At 34.0% G+C, this 24,671-nt stretch carries 11 protein-coding genes; all 11 read left to right on the top strand.

All coding sequences use genetic code 11. The features are described 5' to 3' along the window. Positions 1–519: 519 nt before the first annotated feature. Positions 520–1,362 (top strand): SDR family oxidoreductase, encoded by an 843-nt coding sequence (locus NH26_RS23415; RefSeq protein WP_199880291.1) that lies wholly within the window; start codon positions 520–522, stop codon positions 1,360–1,362. Continuing rightward, positions 1,362–2,585 (top strand): mannonate dehydratase, encoded by a 1,224-nt coding sequence (uxuA, locus tag NH26_RS23410; RefSeq protein WP_044217028.1) that lies wholly within the window; start codon positions 1,362–1,364, stop codon positions 2,583–2,585. The genes NH26_RS23415 and uxuA overlap by 1 nt, the downstream gene beginning before the upstream one ends. Beyond that, positions 2,564–3,583 (top strand): substrate-binding domain-containing protein, encoded by a 1,020-nt coding sequence (locus tag NH26_RS23405; protein ID WP_044217026.1) that lies wholly within the window; start codon positions 2,564–2,566, stop codon positions 3,581–3,583. Before uxuA ends, NH26_RS23405 begins: the two co-directional genes overlap by 22 nt. A 40-nt stretch (positions 3,584–3,623) precedes the next feature. Continuing rightward, positions 3,624–5,036 carry a glucuronate isomerase gene (uxaC, locus tag NH26_RS23400; protein WP_044217023.1) on the top strand — a complete coding sequence of 471 codons (1,413 nt, stop codon included), beginning with the start codon at positions 3,624–3,626 and terminating at the stop codon, positions 5,034–5,036. A 1,502-nt stretch (positions 5,037–6,538) separates the two neighbouring features. Next, positions 6,539–9,556, top strand: a complete 3,018-nt coding sequence (locus NH26_RS23395; protein WP_052431684.1) for a SusC/RagA family TonB-linked outer membrane protein — start codon at positions 6,539–6,541, stop codon at positions 9,554–9,556. Positions 9,557–9,587: 31 nt separating this feature from the next. Further along, positions 9,588–11,075: a RagB/SusD family nutrient uptake outer membrane protein gene (locus NH26_RS23390; RefSeq protein ID WP_044217019.1), complete on the top strand. Its 1,488-nt coding sequence runs from the start codon at positions 9,588–9,590 to the stop codon at positions 11,073–11,075. Between the two features lie 13 nt (positions 11,076–11,088). After that, positions 11,089–11,778, top strand: coding sequence for a fasciclin domain-containing protein (locus NH26_RS23385; protein WP_044217016.1), 690 nt, complete (start codon positions 11,089–11,091; stop codon positions 11,776–11,778). Positions 11,779–11,998: 220 nt separating this feature from the next. Continuing rightward, positions 11,999–14,839, top strand: a complete 2,841-nt coding sequence (locus NH26_RS23380; protein WP_242427368.1) for a family 78 glycoside hydrolase catalytic domain — start codon at positions 11,999–12,001, stop codon at positions 14,837–14,839. A 338-nt stretch (positions 14,840–15,177) separates the two neighbouring features. Further along, positions 15,178–17,466: a glycoside hydrolase family 3 N-terminal domain-containing protein gene (locus tag NH26_RS23375; protein ID WP_044217012.1), complete on the top strand. Its 2,289-nt coding sequence runs from the start codon at positions 15,178–15,180 to the stop codon at positions 17,464–17,466. Between the two features lie 41 nt (positions 17,467–17,507). Continuing rightward, positions 17,508–21,386: an InlB B-repeat-containing protein gene (locus tag NH26_RS23370; RefSeq protein WP_084812355.1), complete on the top strand. Its 3,879-nt coding sequence runs from the start codon at positions 17,508–17,510 to the stop codon at positions 21,384–21,386. A gap of 115 nt (positions 21,387–21,501) precedes the next feature. Further along, a complete protein-coding gene (locus NH26_RS23365) occupies positions 21,502–24,561 on the top strand; it encodes a glycoside hydrolase family 2 TIM barrel-domain containing protein (protein WP_044217009.1) in 3,060 nt (1,019 codons plus the stop codon). The last annotated feature ends 110 nt before the right edge of the window (positions 24,562–24,671 follow it).

Below are 24,671 nucleotides of genomic sequence, written 5' to 3'. Positions count from 1 at the left end.
TGAGGTCTTTTTGTGTTAATTTATTCATTTATTTCACATAAAAAGCGTGTAATACATCATTTTATTAAAAAATATTTACATAAATTTTGTTTTTGTGGTACTTAATAGCATATATTTGTAGTGTAATACATCATTAAGATGAAAAAAGTTACACGTTATTAGACAGAAGTTTTTCAAAAAATTTAAGTTTTATTCATTCATTAATTGATTTAGAAGTGTAAATCCAATAATAGTTTTTAACAACTAAACTACAGACAATCATTTCATTATAATTTAGGACAGTTATTATAGGACAGTTAACAAACAAATTCGGACCGCAAAAAGGCTTATTGCTTTTTTGGGGTTTTTTTTTGTGCTAATAATTGTTTTCTATAATCCTTAATGGATAGATTTGCGTGTAAAACAACATTTTTTGATAAAAATAAGTAATTTAGGTAGTATATATTTGCATTTAATAATCATAATCATGTACATTTATGATGTAATACATGATTTAATAATAATTAATAACACATAATGATGACTGGGCTAACATTTTCTGATTTAAAAGATAAAGTAACTGTTGTTACAGGAGGAGCAGGAGTATTAGGACTTAGTATTTGTAAGGCATTTGCAACACATGGTGCAAAAATAGCCATACTAGATCTTGATCAAGAAAAAGCAAAGGATACAGCATTGTCATTAACAAAGGAGTTTGGTAATCAAAACCTTGGCGTAGCAGCAAATGTATTGAATAAGCAATCTTTAATTGATGCTAAAGAAAAGATCAATCAAGAACTAGGACAAATAGACATCTTGGTTAACGGAGCAGGAGGTAATCATCCAAAAGCTACTACCAAAGTAGAGCAAATGTTTGATGCAGAAGATGAGGGTACTTTCTTTGATTTAGATCTAGAAGGTTTTGACTTTGTGTTTGATCTTAATTTTAAAGGAACACTTCTACCTTCAATGGTTTTCACTAAAGATATGGTAGGAGAAGGAAATAAAGGAGTGGTATTGAATATATCATCAATGAATGCTTTTAAACCTTTAACTAAAATACCTGCTTACTCAGCGGCAAAAGCGTCAATCAATAATTTCACAGAGTGGTTAGCGATGCATATGGCACCACAAGAAATTAGAGTGAATGCAATAGCTCCAGGTTTCTTTATTACAGATCAAAATAGATTTTTAGTCACCAATAAAGATGGTTCTTTTACAGAAAGAGGACAAAAAATTGTGAACGGTACTCCAATGGCAAAATTTGGAGAGCCAGAAGATATTCAAGGAGCAGTTCTTTATTTATGTTCTGATGTTTCTTCTTTTGTTACAGGAATTTGTATTCCTATCGATGGTGGTTTTAACGCATATAGTGGAGTATAATGAAAAATTTAGGATTAGAACAAACATGGAGATGGTATGGGCCAAACGACCCAGTATCTCTTTTAGATATTAAGCAAGCAGGTGCAACAGGTATTGTATCTGCCTTGCATCACATTCCCAATGGCGAAGTATGGACTGTTGAGGAAATCAATAAAAGAAAGCAGGTAATTGAAGAAGTAGGATTGACATGGTCTGTGGTAGAAAGTGTTCCTGTTCATGAAGACATCAAAAAGCAATCAGGCGATTACAAATTATATATCGAGAATTATAAACAATCTATCAGAAACTTATCTGAGTGTGGTATCGATACAGTTTGTTATAACTTTATGCCTGTATTAGATTGGACAAGAACAGATCTATCTTTTAAAGTAGAAGACGGTTCTGAAGCACTTCGATTCGATGTTTATGAATTTGCTGCTTTTGAATTGTTTCTATTAAAAAGACCGGGAGCAAAAGAAGATTACACTGAAGAAGAGCAAGCGAAAGCAAAAGAGATTTTTTCTAAAATGTCAGATGAAAAGAAGGCAGAATTAGTTAAGAATATAATTGCAGGTCTTCCGGGTGCTGAAGAAGGATATACGTTAGAACAATTCCAATCGGTATTGGATAGTTATAAAGACATTGATGCACAGAAATTAAGAGAAAACTTAAGAGATTTCTTATTGGAAATCGTTCCTGTGGCTGAAGATCAAAATGTGTATTTAACTATACACCCTGATGATCCTCCTTATCAAATTTTAGGTTTACCAAGAGTAGTAAGCACAGCAGATGATGTAGCTTGGCTTTTTGAACAAGTCCCATCATTACATAATGGTCTTACTTTCTGTACAGGTTCATTTGGTGTGAGATCTGATAATGATTTGGTAGAAATGGTCAAACAATTTGCTGATAGAATCAATTTTATCCATCTTAGGAGTACGAAAAGAGATGCAATCGGTAACTTTTACGAAGCCAACCACTTAGAGGGAGACGTAAATATGTTTGGAGTGATGAAAGCACTTTTAGAAGAACAATCTAGAAGAATTGAGGAAGGGAAAGGAGAAGTGAGAATGCCAATGAGACCAGATCATGGACACAAAATGTTAGATGATTTGGTGAAAAAGACTAACCCAGGTTATTCTGGTATTGGTAGATTGAGAGGTTTGGCTGAATTAAGAGGACTGATGCATGGAATCATTTTATCTAAACAAAAAGAAGTGTTGTGCATAGAAGAAAGTCTATAAGAATTCAAGAGATTGCAAAAAAAGCAGGTGTATCGGTAGGAACAGTTGATCGTGCTCTTCATGACAGAGGAAGAGTAGCGCAGAAAACGAAAGATGCCATTTTAAAAATCGCCGCTGAATTAAGTTATGCAGTTCCTAAAACCATTGACAGGAAAATAGGAATTGGAGTGTTACTCCCGGATCCAAAAACAAACTCCTATTGGGAGAAACCTTTGGAAGGCATAGTTCAAACTGCAGAACTCTTGAATGATACAGGCTTAAGCATTCACCTCCAACTCTTTGATTATAACAATGAAGAAGATTATTTAAAAAATGGTCATTTGCTGTTAGAAAAGGAGTTGGAGGGGATGATTATTCACCCTAAATATAAAGAAGCAACGTTCGAATTGATTAGAGAAGCAGAGCAAGTAGATATGAAACTCGCTTTTATCAATTCTAATATCACGGAGATTTCTCCTGATTATTTTATTGGTCAAAATATTGAAGCTTGTGGAGCATTAGTAGGACGATTACTAGAAGTTTCAACAAGAGAAAATGAAGATATTTGGATCATTAATCCTTATCATGATGAACGTCTACCAATTTCTTTTCAAAGAGAAAGAGCTGTAGTTAATTTTTTGACAAAAAGAGGACAAGACAGGTCAAATCTTATCATTATTGATCTCCCTTTAAAATCAGATAATCCAGCTTCTTTATTTGATGGCAAAGCAACACCAAAAGCCATTTATGTTACTAACTCTAGGGTAGCAGAATCTTATTCTTTTATTCAAAAAATCAAAGGGTATAAAGACAAAGAAGTTGTTTTTATAGGTCATGATTTATTAAAAGATAATAAGGCATTACTTACCTCAGAAAAAATAGATTTTTTAATTACTCAAGACTCTGCAAGACAAGGCAGGGAAGTGTTAGAAAATCTCTACAAAATATTAAAAAGTAAACAACACAAAAAAATAGAAACACTATTACTGCCTTCTTTAGTTACCAAGGAGAACATCTGATGAGTAAAAGTGTATTCTTTTTTGTTGAACCACATTAGACATGAAAGCATTTATACACGAAGATTTTAGTCTTGAAAATAAGTATGCAAAGCAACTTTTTCATGATTACGCTAAAGATATGCCGATAATTGACTATCACAATCACTTATCAACAAAGGATATAGCAAATGATAGACAATTTCAAAACATTGCTCAAGCTTGGTTGGAAGGTGACCATTATAAGTGGAGAGCAATGAGAGCGAATGGAGTGAATGAAGATTACATTACAGGAAATAAATCTGATAAAGAAAAATTCCTTCAATGGGCCGCCACTGTACCACATACATTAAGAAACCCGTTGTTCCATTGGACACATTTAGAATTGTCCAACTATTTTAATATTGATACATTATTATCGCCGAATACTGCTGAAGATATTTATACTGAGACTTCAAAGTTGTTACAACAGAAAGAGTATAGTTGCAGAAGTTTATTGGCGAAACAAAATGTAAAATTAGTCGGAACTACAGATGATCCTGTGGATACTTTAGTGGATCATCAAAAAAATAATCTTGAAAATACGGATACAGTGATGTGTCCAACCTGGAGACCTGATGCTATTTTAGGTATAGAAAAAGGAACTCAATTTTTAGATTATGTAGCTAAGTTAAGTGAAGTAGGAGGAAAGGATATTACTTCTTACGATAATTTAATTGATGTTTTAAAAGACAGAATGAATCACTTTAATCAATCTGGCTGTAGAATGTCTGACCATAGTTTATCAGAAGTACCTACAGGAGATGAAGAGATTGAAGAGGTTGCCGCTATCTTTAAAAAAGCATTGAAGGGAGTTGCCTTATCTAAAAAAGAACAAGATGCTTATAAAAAGCATTTACTTATTGAAATGGGAAAAGAGTACCACCGTTTAGGTTGGGTAATGCAATTACATGTTGGCGCTCTTCGTAACAATTCAGAAAGACAATTTAAACACCTTGGACCTGATACTGGTTTTGATTCAATTTCTGACGCAAACCATATTATTCCATTATCAAAAATATTAAGTGATTTAGATATAAAAGATCAATTGCCAAAAACGATTTTATATAATCTAAACCCTTCTGATAATTATGCTATGGCTGCTTTAGTAGGGAATTTCCAAGATGGTATTACACCAGGGAAAATTCAATTAGGTTCTGGATGGTGGTTTTTAGACCAAAAGGAAGCAATGGAATGGCAGTTAAATACACTATCTAATATTGGGTTGTTAAGTAGGTTTGTGGGGATGCTAACAGATTCTAGAAGTTTCTTATCTTTCCCAAGACATGAATACTTTAGAAGAACCCTTTGTAATTTATTAGGTAATGATATTGAAAAAGGACTAATTCCTAACGATATGAACTGGGTAGGTGGTTTAGTGCAAGACATCTGCTATAATAATATAAAGAACTATGCTTTTTCAGATTTAAACGTCTGATAAGAAAAAATCGATGTAGTTAAAAAATAGGTACTCATTTCTGTCATGTTTTGTGTGTGTTTGATAGAGTGGGTTACCTATCTACAAAATTACTTATCAAACGATTGATAAAATTCTAGGTATTAAATTTATTGATGCCGTTTGTTGTACAATGTTATTTTTAACTGCAAGTAGTAATTTAGAAAACGAAAAATTATGGAGAAGGGGTGTATTCCTCTAATAAAGAATTGATTAACACTTTTTAAGGGTTGTTTCAATAGTAAAAACAAGTAGCGTTTATAAATGACCGTTACTTGTTTTTGTGTTAAATAGGTTTTATCAAAAGGTCTAATTTTTATTAATTGGAGAAAAGAGAAGGCATTTTTTTAGAAAGTATTTTATTGATTTTAGAGAAAACAAATACCTTACTTATTTTTCATTGCACTCAAGGTATTATAAATAATACTCCCAGCTAATATTGAACATTTTAATTAGGAAGTTTGAACGTTAAGTAAAAGTCTCCTCTTTTTATAATTCATCATTCATTAGAAATATGTTTCATTCAGTCTTCTTGATTAGTCTAAAAACGAATCACCTTATTTTCTTAATGTAAATGTTCAACTGTTTATGAGTATGAACTACAAATTAACAATATCAATCGGTTTTTTTGTTAAGTTATTGATTTTACATCCCAGTTATTTTAACTTTTATAAAAATTAATCTTGTTAATGCAGTAAAGTTTTCAGCCATCCTATTTTTTCATTCTATGTATTATTAATAATTTTATATTATTCATAATCTTACACATCCATATTTATTATTCATAGCTAGCTCTTTTGAAAGATCTCTTGGAATAAAAATTGGTTAATGAATCTTAACATGTATTATACTTCCACATGTTAAATTTGATAATGAATATTAATTAACAATTTAATTATTTGAACTATGTAGTGACGAGACCTAATACAACGATTGAATTTAGATTCATTTAAAAAGTGTTGATTTAACAATAAAATCGTCTTTTAAAGGGGTTAAATAATACCTTTTGGACGAATTTACTTCTTTTTGAGATCATTTTTCGGCGTTTAATCTCTTATTTTAAGTCGTCATCAAGGACTTATTTTTTCGACGATGGGTACTTGACGAACATATTATAGAAATGATAATACGTTCTGAGAGTCCTATTATATACCGGTATAAAGAGAAGAAAAATTGATAAGTAAAATGACTTTTTGTTGTTCACTTTTTTAAATAATGAAAATCGTATGAAATGGAATTTAAAAAATGCAATGTTAAAGTACAGAAGTGACAGGTAAGCTATTTACCACAATCATTGTCATACCACCTAGTATATAATAAGCTAGGGAAGTATGCTAACTATTATTTTTTAACACTCTTAATTAGATAATCTAAGATCTCAATCTATAGAGATTAGTTTTGCTAACTAATGAAAACGTATAACTATGAAGTATAAAATTTTACAACGACTCTTGTTAATGTTTGTGTTCGTACTGGCGTGCAGCATGGAGATATTAGCTCAAGAAACAATAACAATATCGGGTATAGTAACTGCAGATGATGGTATTGCTATGCCAGGAGTTAACGTTATTATTCAAGGTACTACAGAAGGTACTATTACAGATATTGATGGTAAGTATATGTTAGAGGCTCCAGCAGCATCTGAACTTTCTTTCTCTTTTATAGGATATAAGACCGAAACAGTTTCAGTTTCAGGTAGAACTTCAATTAATTTTCAATTAAAGCCAGATTTAGAACAACTAGATGAAGTTGTTGTAATTGGTTATGGTAAACAAAATCGTAGAGATGTAACTGGTGGTATTGTTTCGGTAAAATCTGAAGAATTAACACAGGCAACACCAACATCAGCATTAGAAGGTATGCAAGGTAGATTATCAGGTGTATCGATTACTTCAAACGGTGGTCCTGGTGCAGGAGCTGAGATCTCAATTAGAGGTACTTCAACATTAAATAGTGGTACAGGTCCTTTATATGTTGTAGATGGTCAGCAAATGGAAGACATTAACAGTGTTAACCCAGAAGACATTGCATCTATTGAAGTATTAAAAGATGGTGCATCTGCAGCTATTTATGGTTCAAAGTCTGCCAATGGTGTTGTAATTATTACTACAAAATCAGGTAAGTCAGGTGAAACAAAAATCAATGCTAGTTTCGTTCAAGGATGGAGTACGTTAGCTTCAAAAATTCCAGTGTCTAACACTAGACAAGCAAAAATTTATGCAGATGCTAGAAAAGGTAACGATCCTAATGGTAGTCCTCTAGATTCTTTATCAACGATTTATAATCAAGATTATGACTATCAAGATATGATTACTAGAACTTCGCAAAGACAACAATTTGGTTTATCATTAAGCGGAGGTACTGAAACGGCAAACTTCTATTGGAATACGGGTTATTTAAATCAAGATGGTGTAGTAAATAACTCAGATTATCAAAGATACAATACTACTTTAAACGTTAACTTTAAAGCAACAGATTGGTTAAAGGCAGGAGCGAGAATCATGGGTTCTTACTCAGAGCAAAATGGTTTGAATACAGGTGCTGTATTTGGTCAGATTTCTACTCACTTCCCTTATCTACCAGTTCAAGATGCTGATGGTACTTTTATCCCTCAAACATCAAGTCAACAAAACATTCTTGCTGAGACATTATTTACAGAAAGAAGAAGAAGAAGATATAGAGGTCAAGGTTTTGCTTTTGCAGAATTCCAAATTTTACCGTCACTAACGTTTAAATCAACATTAGGTGTTGATGTTCACTTCAAGAGAAATAATGACTTCAACCCAACAATTGTTCAACCATTAGGTAGAGCTCCATCGGGTAGCCAAACTACTGAGCATGATTTCAGTTTCCAACATGAGAACTATTTAAGCTGGCAAAAGAAATTCGGAAATCATAATATTTCTGCCATGGCCGGTATGCAAATCCAAAGATGGAACGATGAATATGCAAGATTTGAATCGAACTCATTTAACAACGATATCAACCGTACATTTAATAACGTTGCTGAGTTAACAGCTGGTGCTTCTAGAACTGAAGCTGAAGCACACTCAATTGTTTCTCAGTATAGCCGTGTAACGTATGATTTTAAAGGTAAATATTTATTTACTGCAACAATTAGACGTGATGGTTCATCAAGATTTGGTGAAAACAACAAGTACGGTATCTTCCCAGGTGCAACAGTAGGTTGGAGAATCAGTGATGAATTCTTTATGGAACCACTTAAGCCTGTATTATCTAACATGAAGATTCGTGGTGGTATTTCTCAAAACGGTAACGAAAGAATCCCTAACTTCGAAAGTAGAACTCTTTACAGACCAGGTTATTTTTATGACGGTGTAAACGGTATTGGTGTAAGCCAAATGGGTAACCCAGATTTAGTTTGGGAAACAACTCAACAAGCTTTCGTAGGTGTAGATTTAGGTTTATTCGAAGATAAGATCAATTTAAACTTTGATTACTACGAGAAATTAACTTCAGACTTATTGTACAGCGTTCCATTACCTCAAGAAACTGGTTTTAAGAGTGTAAGAAGTAACGTTGGTGAAATTAAGAACAGTGGTATTGAAGTTAACATCAGTGCTAACATTATCAACAAAACAAACTTCAAATGGTTCTCTAGCTTTAACATTGCTACAAACGTAAACGAAGTAGTGAAACTAGCAGAGAAAGATGGTCAAATCATTCAAGGTGATTACATTATTCGTGAAGGTGGTTCAATTGGTGATTTCTATGGTTACACTGCGTTAGGTGTTTTCCAATACGACGAATCGAATGCATTTGATGATAATGGTAAGCAATTGACTCCAATTTTTGATGATGAAGGTAACTTCCAAAACTATGAGTTGGATGGTCAAGAATATACAGGTGAAGTGAATCAGTTAAAGGTTCAAAACCGTACTTTATTAGGTGGTGATGTTCACTGGCAAGATCATGATGGTGACTTCAACATTGATGCAGATAATGACCGTTCAGTAATTGGTAATGGTTTACCAGAATTATTTGGTGGTCTTTACAACGAATTTACTTATAAAGGAATTAAGCTTTCAATCTTATTTGATTTCAACTTTGGTAATGATATCTACAAGAAATATGATCAAACAAGAAACCAAAGATTAGTAACTACAGTAGTTCCAGGTCCTGATAGAATTGAAAATGCATGGTACGAACAAGGTGATATTGCAAGATACCCTACTTTGTATTCTAAATCAGCTTCTAAAAACAACTTAGGACCAAATACTTTCTGGTTAAGTAAAGCAGACTTTATTAAATTACGTTCAGTACGTTTAGACTACTCTCTTCCAAAAAGTCTAATGAACAAAGTAAGCTTTATGTCTGATGTATCTTTCTATGTTTCAGGTAACAACTTATTTACATGGACTAACTTCGATGGATACAATCCTGAATTAGGAACTAACGGTAATGCACTTCAACCAGGTTTAGATAACTTAAGATACCCTCTTTCTAGAGAGTTCTTATGTGGCTTGAAAGTACAGTTTTAATAATAAGTAAACTAAAAAGACATAAATTATAATGAAAATATTAGGAAAGATTGGTTTGGGGGTTTCATTATTGATCCCAATGTCCCTTTTTGTTGGGTGTGATAGCCTTTTGAATGTAGAACCAGAAAGTCAAATTGGAGTAGATCAGTTTTGGAAAACAGAAGCTGATGCTGCTTCAGGAGTTGCCGCAATTTATGATGCCGCTCAAGATGCATATGCTTCAAAATACTTTATTTGGGGTGAATTAAGATCAGATAACTTTGATGCTGCTCCAAATGCTGAAAAAGTAGAACCGATTCAATTGACAGGTAATGATCTTACGGATCAAAACGAAAAAGTTGGTGGATGGGGTGAAATGTATAATATGATATTGAAGGCTAATTTGGCTATCAATAATATTCCAAACATTACAGGTGATATTAACAGTAAATTAGGTCAAGCTCATGCATTAAGAGCATTTGCTTACTTTGATTTAGTTAGAGCTTACGGTGATGTACCTCTTTATGTAGAAGTTCCTAAAAGCTTAAAAGATGATATTTTCCGTGAGAAAACTTCAGGAGATCAAATTATGAATGAAGTGGTTATTCCTGATATGCTTAAAGCTGAGGAGTTAATTGCTAATCCGACAGATCGTTTTACATTCTCTAAATCAAGTGTTTACTGTCTTCAGGCAGAAGTTTACATGCACATTGGTGAGTATGGTAAAGCAAAAGAAGTACTTGATAAATTAGAGGCAATGGGTGAATTTACTTTGGTAAATAATGCAGAAGCATTCCACGCATTGTTCAGAAACGAACCAGAAAGAGCGGGTCTACCATCTAACCAAATGGAAACTGGTCCTGAATTAATTTTCTCTATTGTTTATAACTTAGAGCAAGATTTAAAACAAGGTGATATTTACAAAATATTCTGGCCTGGTGTTCCTGCTTACGCTGTTTCAAAAGCATTAGAAGAAAAATGGGAAGCAACTTTCCCAACAGATTCTGTAGCTTGGGAAGCAAAGTATCCTAACTTCACTCCTTCATCTAAAAATGAAGAGGGAAGAACGATTTATGGTGATAACTACCGTTATGTACAGTTGATCGAAAAAGATAAGGAAGTTGGCGAAAGAAGATATGGTAAGTATAACATTGTTAACTACCCAGCATTAGATGACGATACTGATATTGTTGTGTATAGATATGCAGGTATGCTATTATTGTTAGCAGAAGCTGAAGCTCACTTAGGTAATTTATCAAAAGCTGTAGACATCGTTAACAGAATCCGTGATAACCGTGATTTACCTCAAATTGTGTTATCAGATTACCCTTCACAAGAAGCGATGATCAACGTAATTCTAGACGAACGTCAGTTTGAATTATTAGGAGAAGGTAAGAGATGGAATGACTTACGTAGAAACAACAAAGTGGTAGAAGTAATGAACCCAATTAATGGACAACAAAATGATAAATTATTGTTCCCAATTTGGTTCCAACACTTAGTAGACAACCCTAACATTACACAAACTCCTGGTTACTAAAAATTTGAATGAAATGAAAAATATATTTAAAAAATTCACCAATTTATTCTTACTAGCTGGGTTTGCTTTAATTGCAGTTAGTTGTGATTTGCAATTGCAAAGAGAATGGCAATATGTTCCTGAACCAGCAGGCAATCAACCCACAGGGATGAATGCTTTGGAGTGGATCCAAATGATTAATGCGGATACAACTTACAATGATGCAGATGGTGTACCTCAATTTGAATACCTTTTAGAAACTATTACTCTAACAGGAATGGAAGAAGTATATAGTGATCCTAATACAAATAAAACTTTCTTCTTGTTACGTAATGGTGCATTTAGAGGAAATAGACAATTGATTTCGGATATGACAGGTGATGCCAATACTCCATTGGATCAAATTGAAGTTGAAAGATTAGAAAAAGTTTTGAAATATCATACTGTAACGGAGGCATTAAGCCAAACGGATATTCCTAAAAATGACTTTTTCTTCTACTACCAAACACTTGTTGAAGGTGAAGAAGGAGTAATTGAAATTCATAAAAGATTGTTCAACCAATCGATGAGAATTAATACTAAAATTGATAGAATTGGTTCTGGTGATACACCTACCAATATGCCTGGTACTTCTAAAGGTAGAGGTGTAGATTTACACAACTATATCTTTACAAATGGTATGGGTCATCAAATCAATGGGTATGTAAGATACGCTCCTTATTAAGTCGAAAGATGAAATAATTTTGATAGATAGCTCTTCTCATTTACCAAATTTCTGGTGAGAGAATTAGCTATAACAATAGCACTAAAAAGGCTGTCTCATAATTGTTTGAGATAGCCTTTTTTTAATCCAATAAAATGATAATACACAGAATTGATAGATAAGAATATATTTCTAATACTTCATTCTGTTGAAAAGCTAAACCAACATAAAATATCAAATGATGAAAAACTTATATTTTATATTTCTATGGATATTAATTTTTGGATGCAGTCCAATGATTAAAGATCAAAGTCAACTCATTCAATTTCAATCTATTAAATGTGATGAAATAGTCAACCCTTTAGGGTTAGATAATTTACAACCTACTTTTTCTTGGGAGGTAGACGTATTGGGCGAAAACAAATCTCAATCTGCTTATCAAATAGTAGTTGCTAGTTCAATAGAAAAATTGAATGATGAAAATGCAGATGTGTGGAACAACGGTAAAATTATGACTAACCGTTCTTCCTACATCAAGTACAACGGAAAACCACTTCAACCTTTCCAAAAATATTGGTGGAAGGTGAAAATTTGGGATGAACAAGGAGTAGCATCCGATTGGTCTCCTGTGGGTACATTCGAAATGGGTATCTTAAACAATGCACAATGGGAAGGAGCAAAATGGCTTTCTGTAATGGATAATAGAACTTCAGAACATGCCGCAAGACCGTATCAAACAGGTAAAATGTCTAAGGCATCAATGGTAAAAAGTCAGCCTGCAGGATACTTTAGAAATGAAATTGATCTTGAAAAAGAAGTACAAAGCGCTAGAGCATACATTTGCGGATTAGGATATTATGAGTTGTACATGAATGGTGAAAAAATTGGTAATCATGTTTTAGATCCTGCCCCTTCCAACTATGATAAACAGGCTTATTATGTCACCTATGATGTGACCAATCAATTAAATAAAGGGAAAAATGTAGTTGGATCAATTGTAGGTAATGGTTTTTACGGACAGAATATTTCTTGGAAACGCGATCCAGAATCTGAAAAAGATTTATCGTATGGAAAGCCAAGTTTTAAACTACGTATTAATATCACTTATACCGATAATACTTCTACTACAATTTATTCCGATCAAAATTGGAAATCTTCTACAGGACCCATTGTATTTGATAATGTATACGGTGGAGAAACGTATGATGCAAGATATGCTTTTGAGGGATGGAATACAGTAGATTTCAATGCTTCAAATTGGAATCAATCCAATATCGAAAACCCCAAAGTATCAAAAATAAGTGCACAATTAATGCCTCCAATTAGAGCCCTTAAAACTTTACAACCTAGTCAAATATTTAAAGCACCTGATGGTGATTGGATTGTAGATTTTGGTCAAAATATAGCAGGATGGGTAGCAATCAAAGTGACTGAAGAGAAAGGAAAATTGATTGATGTAATCTTGACGGAAGCACTTACAAAAGATGGAAAAGACATTTACTTGGGTACTACGGGAGGAGGAGCCAATGGCTTAAAACAAAACCTTAAATACATCAGTAATGGAAAAAAGGATCAAGAATGGTCTCCTAAATTTACTTACCATGGTTTTAGATACGCCAAGTTTTCAGGTCTCTCAAATCCACCTACAAAAGAAACTATTCAAGGGGTATTAGTCGCAACAGACATGCAAGAAAGAGGTAGTTTTTCTTGTTCAGATTCTTTATTGAATAAAATGCATTCCATCAGTAAATGGACCATTGTAGATAATATGCACGGTATTCCAGAAGACTGTCCTCATAGAGAAAAATGCGGTTGGTTAGGAGATGCCCATGCGTTTTGTGAATATGCTTTATACAATTACGAGTTAGATCATTTTTACAAAAAGTACATGGAGGATATTCGTACACAGAGGAAGAAAGTGAAAGGATATCATTCAAAGACTGAGTTTTTAGTGCCAACAATGATTGCTCCCGGAAAAAGAACATCATCCATAGCAAAATTAGATTGGGGGGTAGCTACCATCTACTTACCTTATTATCATTATGTTTACTACGGTGATTCATCAATAGTCAAAGAATACTATCAAGATATGAAAGGACTAACGGATTATTATCTTTCTTTCAAAAATGAAAGAGGAATTATTGATAATGGTATGGGAGATTGGTGTCCGCCTAGATGGGATAGAAAAAATAACCCCTCAGCTATGGAGTGTCATCCGGTAGTATCAGCCAATGCTTATTTTTATGATATACTAGGTATAATGAAGAAGTTTGCCACCTTGGTAGATGATAAACAATACGCCAATCAGCTACAAAAAGAACAAAGAGAATTACAAGCTGCTTTTGATAAAGTTTACCTAGAAGAAAAAGGGGAATATAAATGGTATGGTAGTCAGACGGCAACGGTTATGGCACTCCAATTTGGAATGGTCGATAAAGGAAACCTATCAGAAGTATTAGAAGGATTAGTGACCGATATTCAAAAAGAAAAAGGAGGGCATCATTCAACGGGTATTCACGGAAATAGATATATCTATTCTGTTTTAAGTAAATACGATAGAGCAGACTTGGCTTATCAAATTCTTACCATTCCTACCTTCCCAAGTCAAACTTATGTAATGAATTACGGGTTTACTACTTGGCCGGAAAGGCAATTTGAATGGGAAACCATGAAGGGATTAACCAATTCTTTAAACCATCCAATGCATAGTGGTTTTTCAGCCTACTTTTATGAAAGTATCGGAGGAATTAAATCATCTTATGAAAAGGCAGGTTATAAAAAATTCACTGTTGATCCTACTTTTCCTAATCAAATAACTTCAGCAAATGTAGCTGTACCCACACGTTATGGAGCTATAAAAAATGATTGGAAAATGTCTGGAAAGACTTTAACCATGGATCTAAAAGTACCCTTCAATACTACCGCTAGTATCGTTCTTTCTGCAAAAGAAAAACAGAGTTTACGTATTCAAACAAATAAAGGAACTACATTAAATGATCTCAACTTTGATCAGAATAATCTGCAATTAGGATCGGGGAATTACATCATTCAATACACTAAAGCATCGAATACTTTATTGTAAAAAATGCTATACGCAAAACAACACTTGTTTTATTTCAGGGACTACCCGAAGTGAAACAAGTGTTTTTGTACTCTAAATCGTATTTGAACTATTTTACCTTTAGTATGGATTATTTTACGGGTGTAAAACACTGACTTTCTGTTATAATTGTAACAAGCGGATACTATTGATAAGGCCAATATATGAAGGCCGATGAAATGATTTGGAATGAAATGTATGGAAGTATTCGACTCATATGACACTACTTTAAAGAGTAGTCAATCAAAAAGAAGATGTAAAGTTTAAGGAGAAATAAACTTAATAACAGATAAAAAATAAACGTAAAATTTTTTAAGGATATGTCAAGATTATTACAAAAAGTCATAGCAGTATTATTTTGTATTGGACTAATATCTAGTTTCAAGAGCACAGATAATCCTATTGTCGAAATTTATAAACAACCCACAGCAAATATTGAAAGTCGTGTTCAAGATCTTCTAAAAAAAATGACCTTAGAAGAGAAGGTGGCACAAATGAGAATGTTCCATGCTAATAAAGGAGTGGAATTTAGTGAAGACGGAAAATTAGAGCTTTCTGAAGTTGTAAAAGAAAAGTTAACGATTGGTATTGGGGGGATCAAAAACCCTGGAGAGCATAATACACCAGAAGAAGCTGCTGAATTGAATAATCAATTACAAAAATATATTATTGAAAATAGCCGTTTAGGAATCCCAGGTTTCTTTGTAACGGAATCTTATAACGGTGTGGATGCAGAAGGCTGTACAAGTTTTGGTCGTCCGATTAATATGGCATCAACTTACAATAGAGAGTTAGTAAAAAGAGTATATGATGCTGTTGGTAGAGAAGCAAGACTAAGAGGTTTACACTTAACACATTCACCTGAAGCAGATATTGTAAGAGATCCAAGATTTGGTAGAATGAGTGAAGCATTTAGTGAAGATACTTATTTGACTACTCAAATGATCATTAATGCAGTCAACGGTTTACAAGGAGATACTGAAGGATTAAGTGCTACTCATATTGGCGCTGTAACGAAACACTTTGCAGGTTATGCTCAACTTTCTGGAGGTACTAACTTTGCCTCTATAGAAATTTCACCTCGTACTTTAATTGATGAAATTTTCCCTCCGTTTGAAGCTGCCGTTAAAGAAGCCAATACTTTAGGAATTATGGCTTCTCATGGTGATCTTAATGGAATTGCAAGTCACGCTAACCCTTGGTTATTGACTGAAGTATTACGTGACCAATGGAAATTTGAAGGTTATGTTGTTTCTGATGCAAATGATATTGGAAGATTACATTACTTCATGAAGGTAGCCGAAACTCAAGAGGAAGCAGCATTATTAGGTTTGTTAGCCGGAGTTGATGTGGACCTTTATGCAGAAGATGCTTACGCTTTATTACCGAAAATGGTGAAAGAAAACCCTGAATTGATGCAATACATTGATCGTTCAGCAGCAAGAGTTTTAAGAACTAAATTTATCTTAGGACTTTTCGAGAACCCATATGTGAAAGTAAAGAAAGCAAAGAAAGAAGTTAGAACAGCTGCTCACTTAACGTTAGCCAGAGAAGCAGACCGTGAGTCAATTGTATTGTTAACTAACAATGGCGTTTTACCATTAGATGGCAACAAAAACATGACACTAGCATTAGTAGGTCCTTCTTTAGATGAAACAGTTAAAGAACAATTTGCAAGTGTAGTTGGAGAAAACGTTCAGCTTGTATCAGAAAAAGGATTTGATTTAACAAATAAGAGAAGAGGGATTCCTGAATTAACAGAGGAGAAACTTCAAAAAGAAGGGATACAAAAAATCATTAATACGGCACAGAATGCAGATGTTATTGTGGCTGTAGTAGGTGGAGATGAATATACTTCTAAAGAAGGCTTCTTTACTCATGCTTTTGGCGATAGAGATAGCATTGATCCTGTAGGTTTACAAGATGAGTTGATTTTAGAATTAAAGAAATTAGGCAAGCCAGTAGTCATTGTTTTAAAGCATAGAAGAACATTATCGGTTAACACTTTTGCTAAAGAAGCAGATGCCCTTTTAGATTGCTGGGATTTAAGTGAAGAAGGAAATTATGCAATTGCTGAAGTATTATTTGGTCAAGTAAATCCATCAGGAAAACTACCAGTAACAGTACCAAGATCAATTGGTCAGATTCCTTTCCATTACAGTCAAAAAGAAATTAACTATAAGAAAGGATATTTATTTGCAGAGAACACACCACTATTTGATTTCGGATACGGATTAAGTTATACGCAATTCGAATATTCAGATATCACTTTATCTGATTCAAACATGACAGTGGATTCTTACTTAACAGCCAGTGTAACAATTACTAACACAGGAGATGTAAAAGGTAAAGAAGTAGCACAATTATATATCAAAGATTTGATTGGTACGGTAGTGAGACCAATGCAAGAGTTAAAAGGGTTTGAAAAGATTGAAATAGCTCCGGGTGAAAGTATACAAGTATCTTTTAAAATATCACCTAAGATGTTAGAGTATACAGGGTTAGATATGAAGAAAAACCTGGGCATTGGTGATTTTGAATTAAGAATTGGCCGTTCAAGTGCCGATTTTAAAACCGCTAATTTCACTTTGAAATCAGGTAAAATATAATATTTGTTGAATATTCTTTTTTGAATAAAATCATCATTCAAATGAAAATATATAAGATTTTTGTAGTAATGTTTTTGTGCCTTGCTTCTTGGAGCTCTATGGCACAAAGCTTACAACATCCTGTGATTTGGACTACTGCAGACGAGAAGGAGACAGTTTTATCAAAAATTGAAAACTACGAGTGGGCAGGTAGAATTATCGAAAAAGCAAAAAGTAGTATCGATATAAAAGTCAATACTCATATTGATAATCCGAGTGCTATTTTAAATACTATTCCTGAGTTGGCTGCAGACGATAACTTGTCTGAATCTCAGGCATCGGCCAATAATTCTAAACACTCTAAAGTTTTGAATTATGCTTCTTATGCTGCTTTGGTGTATTATACCACTGGAGAAGAAAAGTATGCTCAATTTGCGGCTGATATTCTTTGGTATTATATCGAAGAAATTGCTCAAAAATATCCTCATAATACCGCTTTGAGTGGTAGTCATTTTTATGATCCTAGATGTGGATATGCACAATTTGCCATTGCTTATGATTTTATGGTAAATTATTTGAAAAAGGATGATACAAAAGTCTATCAAAAGTCTTCAGGTAGTAAAATTGCATTTGATAATGTAAAGGCACAAAAAGCCGTATTTAATATAGCCTCTAATGCCTTACACGAACATGGAGGGGCTGATACAAAATATGGGAAAGAGGTAAGTAACCATCCGATATTAAGAGCTCCAGGTGTTTTATTTAGTATTTTAAATGTAGAAGATGATGAGGAAAGAGAAAGAATGTTTGATGTATTTTGGAACGTAGGTACAAGACATCAAAATTCTTTTACAAAGTCTATCTTACCAATGTATGGTAACCAAGGAGTTTGGCCTGAAGCAGTGAGTTATGGATTTATGCAAAACGTGACTTTGATATTAAACCTAGTAGATCGTTTAAAGCCAGAACTTAACGTAATGGAGGACAACATGCATATTTTAGATGGTAACTTTTTGTTTGATAATCTAAGAATGCCCAATAGACGTTTTGTACGTTATGGAGATTCCCATCGTGATATTGATAAGACAGACGAATTATACTTGTATACTTTAAACCTTGCTACTAGAAGAGGTTTTGATGAGCATATTCAACAGGCAAAAATTGCGTTAAGACAAATTTATGATGCTAATGGTGGTTATGATCCTTCAGTATCCATTTCAGTTTTTGATCATTTTTCAGCATTCGAACAGTTATTCTGGGGTATAGATATTCCAAAAAATATTCAGGGGGAAATCGATTTCCAAAAACCTACAGTAATTGTAGAACACGCTGGTGTAGCATTACAACGTAATGATGCCGAAGAACAAAATGAAGATTATGGTCTTTGTGGTATTATTGGTGGAGCACATTATGTACACTCTCACTGTACAGGTATTACTATGGAATTGTATGGAGCAGGATATATAATGGCTGCAAATGCAGGTTTACCTAAAACATTAGCCGAAAGAAAAATTCCTGAACATATCGAATATTTTTGGAGACATGCAGGTAATAATACCATGATTGTTAATGGTACAACACACGGTATACAACAAGGGGCTTGGAATTCAGATTCTTATTTATGGATGAATACCACCGTAAATGAATCAGCAGAACCAAGACACTTAGAAGATCCTATTCATCCTCACTTTAGTTTTGCTACTCAATATTTAGATGATAAGGTAAATAATGATGAACAAAAGAGAACATTAAGTACTATTCGTACAAGTGAATCAACTGCATATTATTTCGATATGTTCCGTTCACGTTCTTTAGGAGATAACAATTTCCATGATTACATCTACCACAATTTAGGGGATGCCACTCAATTGGTAGACATGGAAGGCAATGCCTTGAGCGTATCTGCTACAGATCGTTATCAAAATGATATTGGAGACTTACGTAAATCTCCGGGTTGGCGCTTTTTTGAAGATACAAAAGCAACCGCTTCAACAACAGATGCAGTACATATTCGTTTTGATTTGGAAGAAACTAATACGTATATGAACATGTTTGCTCCAGGTGGAATAGCACGTGAGTATACTAAAGCTTTAGGTCCTGCTACTCGTGAAGCTAGAGGAGGTTATATCAATAAGAAAACTCAAATTATGGCGATTCGTCAGCAAGGTGAGGCTTGGGATAAACCTTATGTACATATCTTTGAACCAAGTAAATCAACTAACTCAAGTATCAAATCGGTAGACTATTTATACAATGGAGAAGTTGTGGTTGGAGCAAAAGTGAAAACACAAATTGGTAACAAAATAGTTGTTGATTATATCCTTTGCCAAGAAGACGATAATAGTACGGTGACCATTCAAGACCTTGGAATTGAATTTGACGGACACTTTGCAATTGTTCGATACGAAGAGGAATTAGAAAATGCTAATGTTACTTTATACATTGGCGATGGTAGTAAACTAACCTATGGAGAACATTCGCTTCAGGCAGATAATACCAATAAAGCACAAAAAGAAATTGCAGTAAAAGCAGACGAAAACCGCGGACTTGGCTTCTTGAACTTAGAAAACAATCAAGAATTTACAAAAGGAAGTAGTATAGATGTTGAAGCAATTGTAGGTGCAGATTACAAAGAAGTTTCATTATTTGTAGACGATGTAAATGTGGGTACTTTAACTTCTGCTCCTTATAAATGGTCTTCTATACCACAGTTAACGGATATGAATAATCTTTCTTATTTGGTGCGATTAGAAGCAGTGGATAATGAAGGAGTAAAAGAAGAAAGAGTATTAACTATTCTTACACCGAATCAATGGGCATATACAGATGATAATCAACCTCATACTATTCCAGGAAAAATAGAATTTGAGCATTATGATCATGGTGGTATAGACATTGCCTACTGGGATAAGATCAATAAAAACTCATCGTCGTTTAGACCAGATGAGATGGTAGATATTAGTTCTGATGGCTCTAAAGTAAGAGATATTAAGGCAGACGAATGGTTGGAATTTACGATAAACGTAGAACAATCAGGAAACTATGATTTAGAAGTGAATCATCAAACACGCCGAACTCCAGCTTACCAACAGTTATCAGTATCACTACATGATGAAGGGATTCAGCTGATTTCCAATAAGTCATTGACTTACACAGGAACAAGCTTTATCACAGAAAAAGTAGGCAACTTCTATTTAGAAAAAGGAGAACATGTTATAAGGTTCAGTACTTTAAGCTATGGTTTTGATTTTGATTATTTTGAATTATCAAGAACAAGTAATAGCTACGCAGTCACCTTTAACGATGGCGAAAATACAGTAGTCAAGTATTCTAAAGATGATGGAACAGTAGACTTACCATCAACTCCTATACATCCAGCAAAACTTTTCAAGTATTGGGGAAATAGTGCTGGAGAACAATTCGATGAGACGACAATTGTAGTCGAAAATATGGAAGTAACAGCTGTTTGGGATATCAAAACCTTTACAATTGATATTACTTCAGAAGATGGAGAAGTAAGTATATCTCCAGAGCAACTGACTTATGATTACGAAGTTCAGGTGACTTTAACAGCTACTCCAAAAGAAGGATTTGAGTTTGTTTCTTGGACTGGTAATGTTGTAAGTACAGACAATCCGTTTACGGTTACCGTAGATAAAGATTTGAAAGTAACAGCCAATTATAAAGCAATTGTTACAGATATATCTTCTATCGAAAAACAAGAGACAAAAATATATCCTAATCCTTCTAATGGTATTCTTAATATCATAGTTCCGAATCATGAAACAACAACATTTAGATTATATAACCTTAATGGTAAAGTCATGAGAGAGGGATCGTTTAAGGAAAAAATCACCTTAAATGGATTAACCAACGGGTTGTATATTCTTGAAATAAAAAGACAGGATACTTTAGAAAGGTTGAAAGTCATCATTCAATAATAATGAAAAAATACCTGTGATTTTACAGATGATTGAAAGGAGACCGATCAAAAATCATAGGATTCTCGTTACTCTTCTTCACTATTGATAAACACTAAGAGATAAAAATTTTATTATGTGGAAATTAGGTAAGGTTACATATTTATTGATATCAATTCTAGCAATTGGAATTTCAAATGTTTATGCTCAAAGAGTAGAGATACCCTTTAATAAACAGTGGAAATTTATAATGGATGTGGATCAAACCGAATTTTCACAAAAGGATTTTGATGCAAGCAAATGGACAACATTAGATGTACCTCACGATTGGTCTTTTAACAAAGGTGTAAGAACCGGAGGAGATCAAAAACAAGGTGGAGGTTATCATGATGGAGGTATTGGTTGGTATCGTAAAACATTCCTTGTGAATAAAACAAGTTTCTCTAAAATCACTTACGTTAACTTCGATGGTGTTTATATGAATAGTGAAGTATGGGTAAATGGGACTTCCCTAGGAAAAAGACCTTATGGTTATATTAGTTTTCGTTACGACATATCAAAATATTTGGTAGAAGGCGAAAATAGCATAGCTGTAAGAGTAGATAATAGTTTAGAACCCTCTGCTCGTTGGTATCACCCTTGTGGTATTTATGCAGCGGTTCAATTAGTAGAAGTTCACCCAGTTCATATTTTACCTAATTCAGTATTTGTGACCACTCCAGAGATCACACCTGCTAGGGGTAAAGTGAATGTTAAAGTAGATGTATCGTCTGCTAAAACGCAAGGAAATGGACTTCAATTAGAAGCTTCAATTGTTACTTTGGAAGGGAAATCTATTGCATCAACTCTTCAAACTATAGAAGATAATTCAAAAGCACTAAGTGTAAACTTAGAAATAGAAAAACCTCTAAGATGGAGCCCTGATACTCCCAATTTATATGTTGTGAAAACTAAAATTATTTTGGGTGATAAAACTATCGATGAGATAGACACAAGATTCGGATTTAGAACAGTTGAATGGAATAAAGACACAGGCTTTTGGTTAAATGGGAATAATCTCAAACTAAAAGGAGTATGTGAGCATTGGGAAGGAGGACCTGTAGGCGGTGCTTGGACAAAGCCTATGTTGAGATGGAAGCTTAATCTATTGAAAGAAATGGGTATAAATGCCATTCGCCCATCACATAATCCGACACCTCCAATGTTTTATGATATTTGTGATGAAATTGGTTTGCTAGTGATGGATGAAATCTTTGATGGATGGCATAAAAAAGCACCTCAAGATTACGGGAAACAAGCTTTTAGCGAGTGGTGGCAACGTGATATAACAGAATGGATTACGAGAGATCGAAATCATCCAAGTATTTTTGTATACAGTTTAGGCAATGAAACACATAGCGATATTGCCCCTGAATTAGTAGAATTTAGTAGGAATTTAGATCCTACAAGATTATACACTTCTGGAGCAGGCAACAGCGAGGATATGGACATTATTGGTGTTAATGGCGGGTCTGAAACACAAGCCTTTATTGAAAATAAACGTTTTACAAAGCCGTTCATTTCTACAGAAGCACCACATACTTGGCAAACTAGAGGGTATTACCGTACACAAACTTGGTGGCGTGATAATGTATTGCCAGGTACGTACGAGTTACCTAACTTAACAGAAAAAGAGATCTTTTTTTATGAAGGGTTAGACCCGAAAAAATGGAAGAACAGAAAGCAACGTTTTAATTCTTCTTACGATAATGCAACGGTAAGAATTTCGGCTAGAAAAAGCTGGGAACAGGTAAGAGATAATCCTTGGATAAGTGGTCATTTTAGATGGACAGGATTTGATTATTATGGTGAGGCAGGATTAGTACATGGTGGTTTACCTTTTAATTTATTTATGGGTGGTGCATTAGATGTAGCCGGGTTCAAAAAAGACCTTTTCTACTTCTATCAAAGTCAATGGACAACCGAACCAATGGTACACGTTTTACCACATTGGACACATCCTAGAATGGAGAAAGGAACAATAATTCCAGTTTGGGTTTATTCCAATGCAGAAGAGGTAGAACTGTTTTTCAATGGTCAATCATTAGGAAAAGATAAGCCTGGCACTGTTTGGAACGAAATGCAATGTGAGTGGATGGTTCCATATCAAGAAGGTACACTAGAAGCAGTGGCTTACAATGGAGGTAAAGAGGTAAAAAGAACACAAGTGAGTACAAGTGTTACCCCATCAAAATTATCTACTGAAGTGACCACAATTCCTGCAGAAGATAACTTTAATGCAAGTTATATCATCACTTCTCAGAGTAAGGATAATAACAATCAATTGTATCCTTACGGAGAGAACAGAGTGTATTATAAACTCTACGGTGATATTCAAAAGGTATCCATGGAAAATGGTAATCCAATCGATCCTACAAGTCGAACAAAATCGGATTATAGAAATATGTTTTTCGGTAAAACCCGTCTTTTCGTACAACAAAAAGAAGAACAATCAGGGGCTATTGTTACCGCTTCAATTTTAGGTGATAAGGCACTTTATTTATCGAATATAATTACAATTGATGCCGACCAAATAAACTTATTTGGGAAGTCGAAGAAATTAAAATTAAAAATAAAATATACTACAAACGGTACAGATCCACGTACAGAAGGCAAAGTATATAAGGAGGCATTTACAGTAGAAGACGGTACGCTAGTGAAAGCTATTGTGATGCACAAAAATGATGTTTTAATCAGCATGGAAGAACGTTTCGGTAAAACTGAAGGGTTATTCTGGGGAAATGAACATTCTGCTGACATATGGATTGGACGTGGAATTAACATCGGTGCTGAAGTAGCAGAACTTGAAGGAGAGGCTAAAGTTAGAGACGATGCCTACAGATATAAAGGAGAAGGCTTTGTGGCTTTTGATGATAAAGAAGGAGCCATCACATGGTTTAAAGAAAACGATGGAGAAGCAGGCGACTTTAGTATTCGATTTAGGTACATGCATAATAATGTGAAGCAATTACATCCAATGAAATTGTTTGTGAATGGTGAGTACATTAAAACCTTCGAATTTAATCCGACCGGTGGTTGGGAAAAGGAATGGAAATTCGTCACTACTATTGTCAATTTTAAAGAAGGAGCGAACGAGATTAGATTAGAAACCACTGGAGAAGGCGGACCTTATATCGATGAATTATTTGTGGATTAGAGATAAATAACAACAATACTTTTACGTAAAGAAAGAATCGGTCTTCATAGAAGGTATTCTTAATGGAGTAAATCATATAGAATGCTTAAGATCAGATAAATACTTTCCAG

Source organism: Flammeovirga pacifica (genome assembly GCF_000807855.2).
Taxonomy (GTDB): domain Bacteria; phylum Bacteroidota; class Bacteroidia; order Cytophagales; family Flammeovirgaceae; genus Flammeovirga; species Flammeovirga pacifica.
The sequence above is the reverse complement of the archived record's forward strand: the minus strand, read 5'-3'. Positions and strand labels throughout refer to the sequence as shown.

What these genes read in the sequence shown, in the direction of transcription:
- NH26_RS23415 (WP_199880291.1), top strand. Translation starts at nt 520, where the DNA reads ATGACTGGGCTAACATTTTCTGATTTAAAAGATAAAGTAACTGTTGTT.
- uxuA (WP_044217028.1), top strand. Translation starts at nt 1,362, where the DNA reads ATGAAAAATTTAGGATTAGAACAAACATGGAGATGGTATGGGCCAAAC.
- uxaC (WP_044217023.1), top strand. Translation starts at nt 3,624, where the DNA reads ATGAAAGCATTTATACACGAAGATTTTAGTCTTGAAAATAAGTATGCA.
- NH26_RS23395 (WP_052431684.1), top strand. Translation starts at nt 6,539, where the DNA reads ATGGAGATATTAGCTCAAGAAACAATAACAATATCGGGTATAGTAACT.
- NH26_RS23390 (WP_044217019.1), top strand. Translation starts at nt 9,588, where the DNA reads ATGAAAATATTAGGAAAGATTGGTTTGGGGGTTTCATTATTGATCCCA.
- NH26_RS23385 (WP_044217016.1), top strand. Translation starts at nt 11,089, where the DNA reads ATGAAAAATATATTTAAAAAATTCACCAATTTATTCTTACTAGCTGGG.
- NH26_RS23380 (WP_242427368.1), top strand. Translation starts at nt 11,999, where the DNA reads ATGAAAAACTTATATTTTATATTTCTATGGATATTAATTTTTGGATGC.
- NH26_RS23375 (WP_044217012.1), top strand. Translation starts at nt 15,178, where the DNA reads ATGTCAAGATTATTACAAAAAGTCATAGCAGTATTATTTTGTATTGGA.
- NH26_RS23370 (WP_084812355.1), top strand. Translation starts at nt 17,508, where the DNA reads ATGAAAATATATAAGATTTTTGTAGTAATGTTTTTGTGCCTTGCTTCT.
- NH26_RS23365 (WP_044217009.1), top strand. Translation starts at nt 21,502, where the DNA reads ATGTGGAAATTAGGTAAGGTTACATATTTATTGATATCAATTCTAGCA.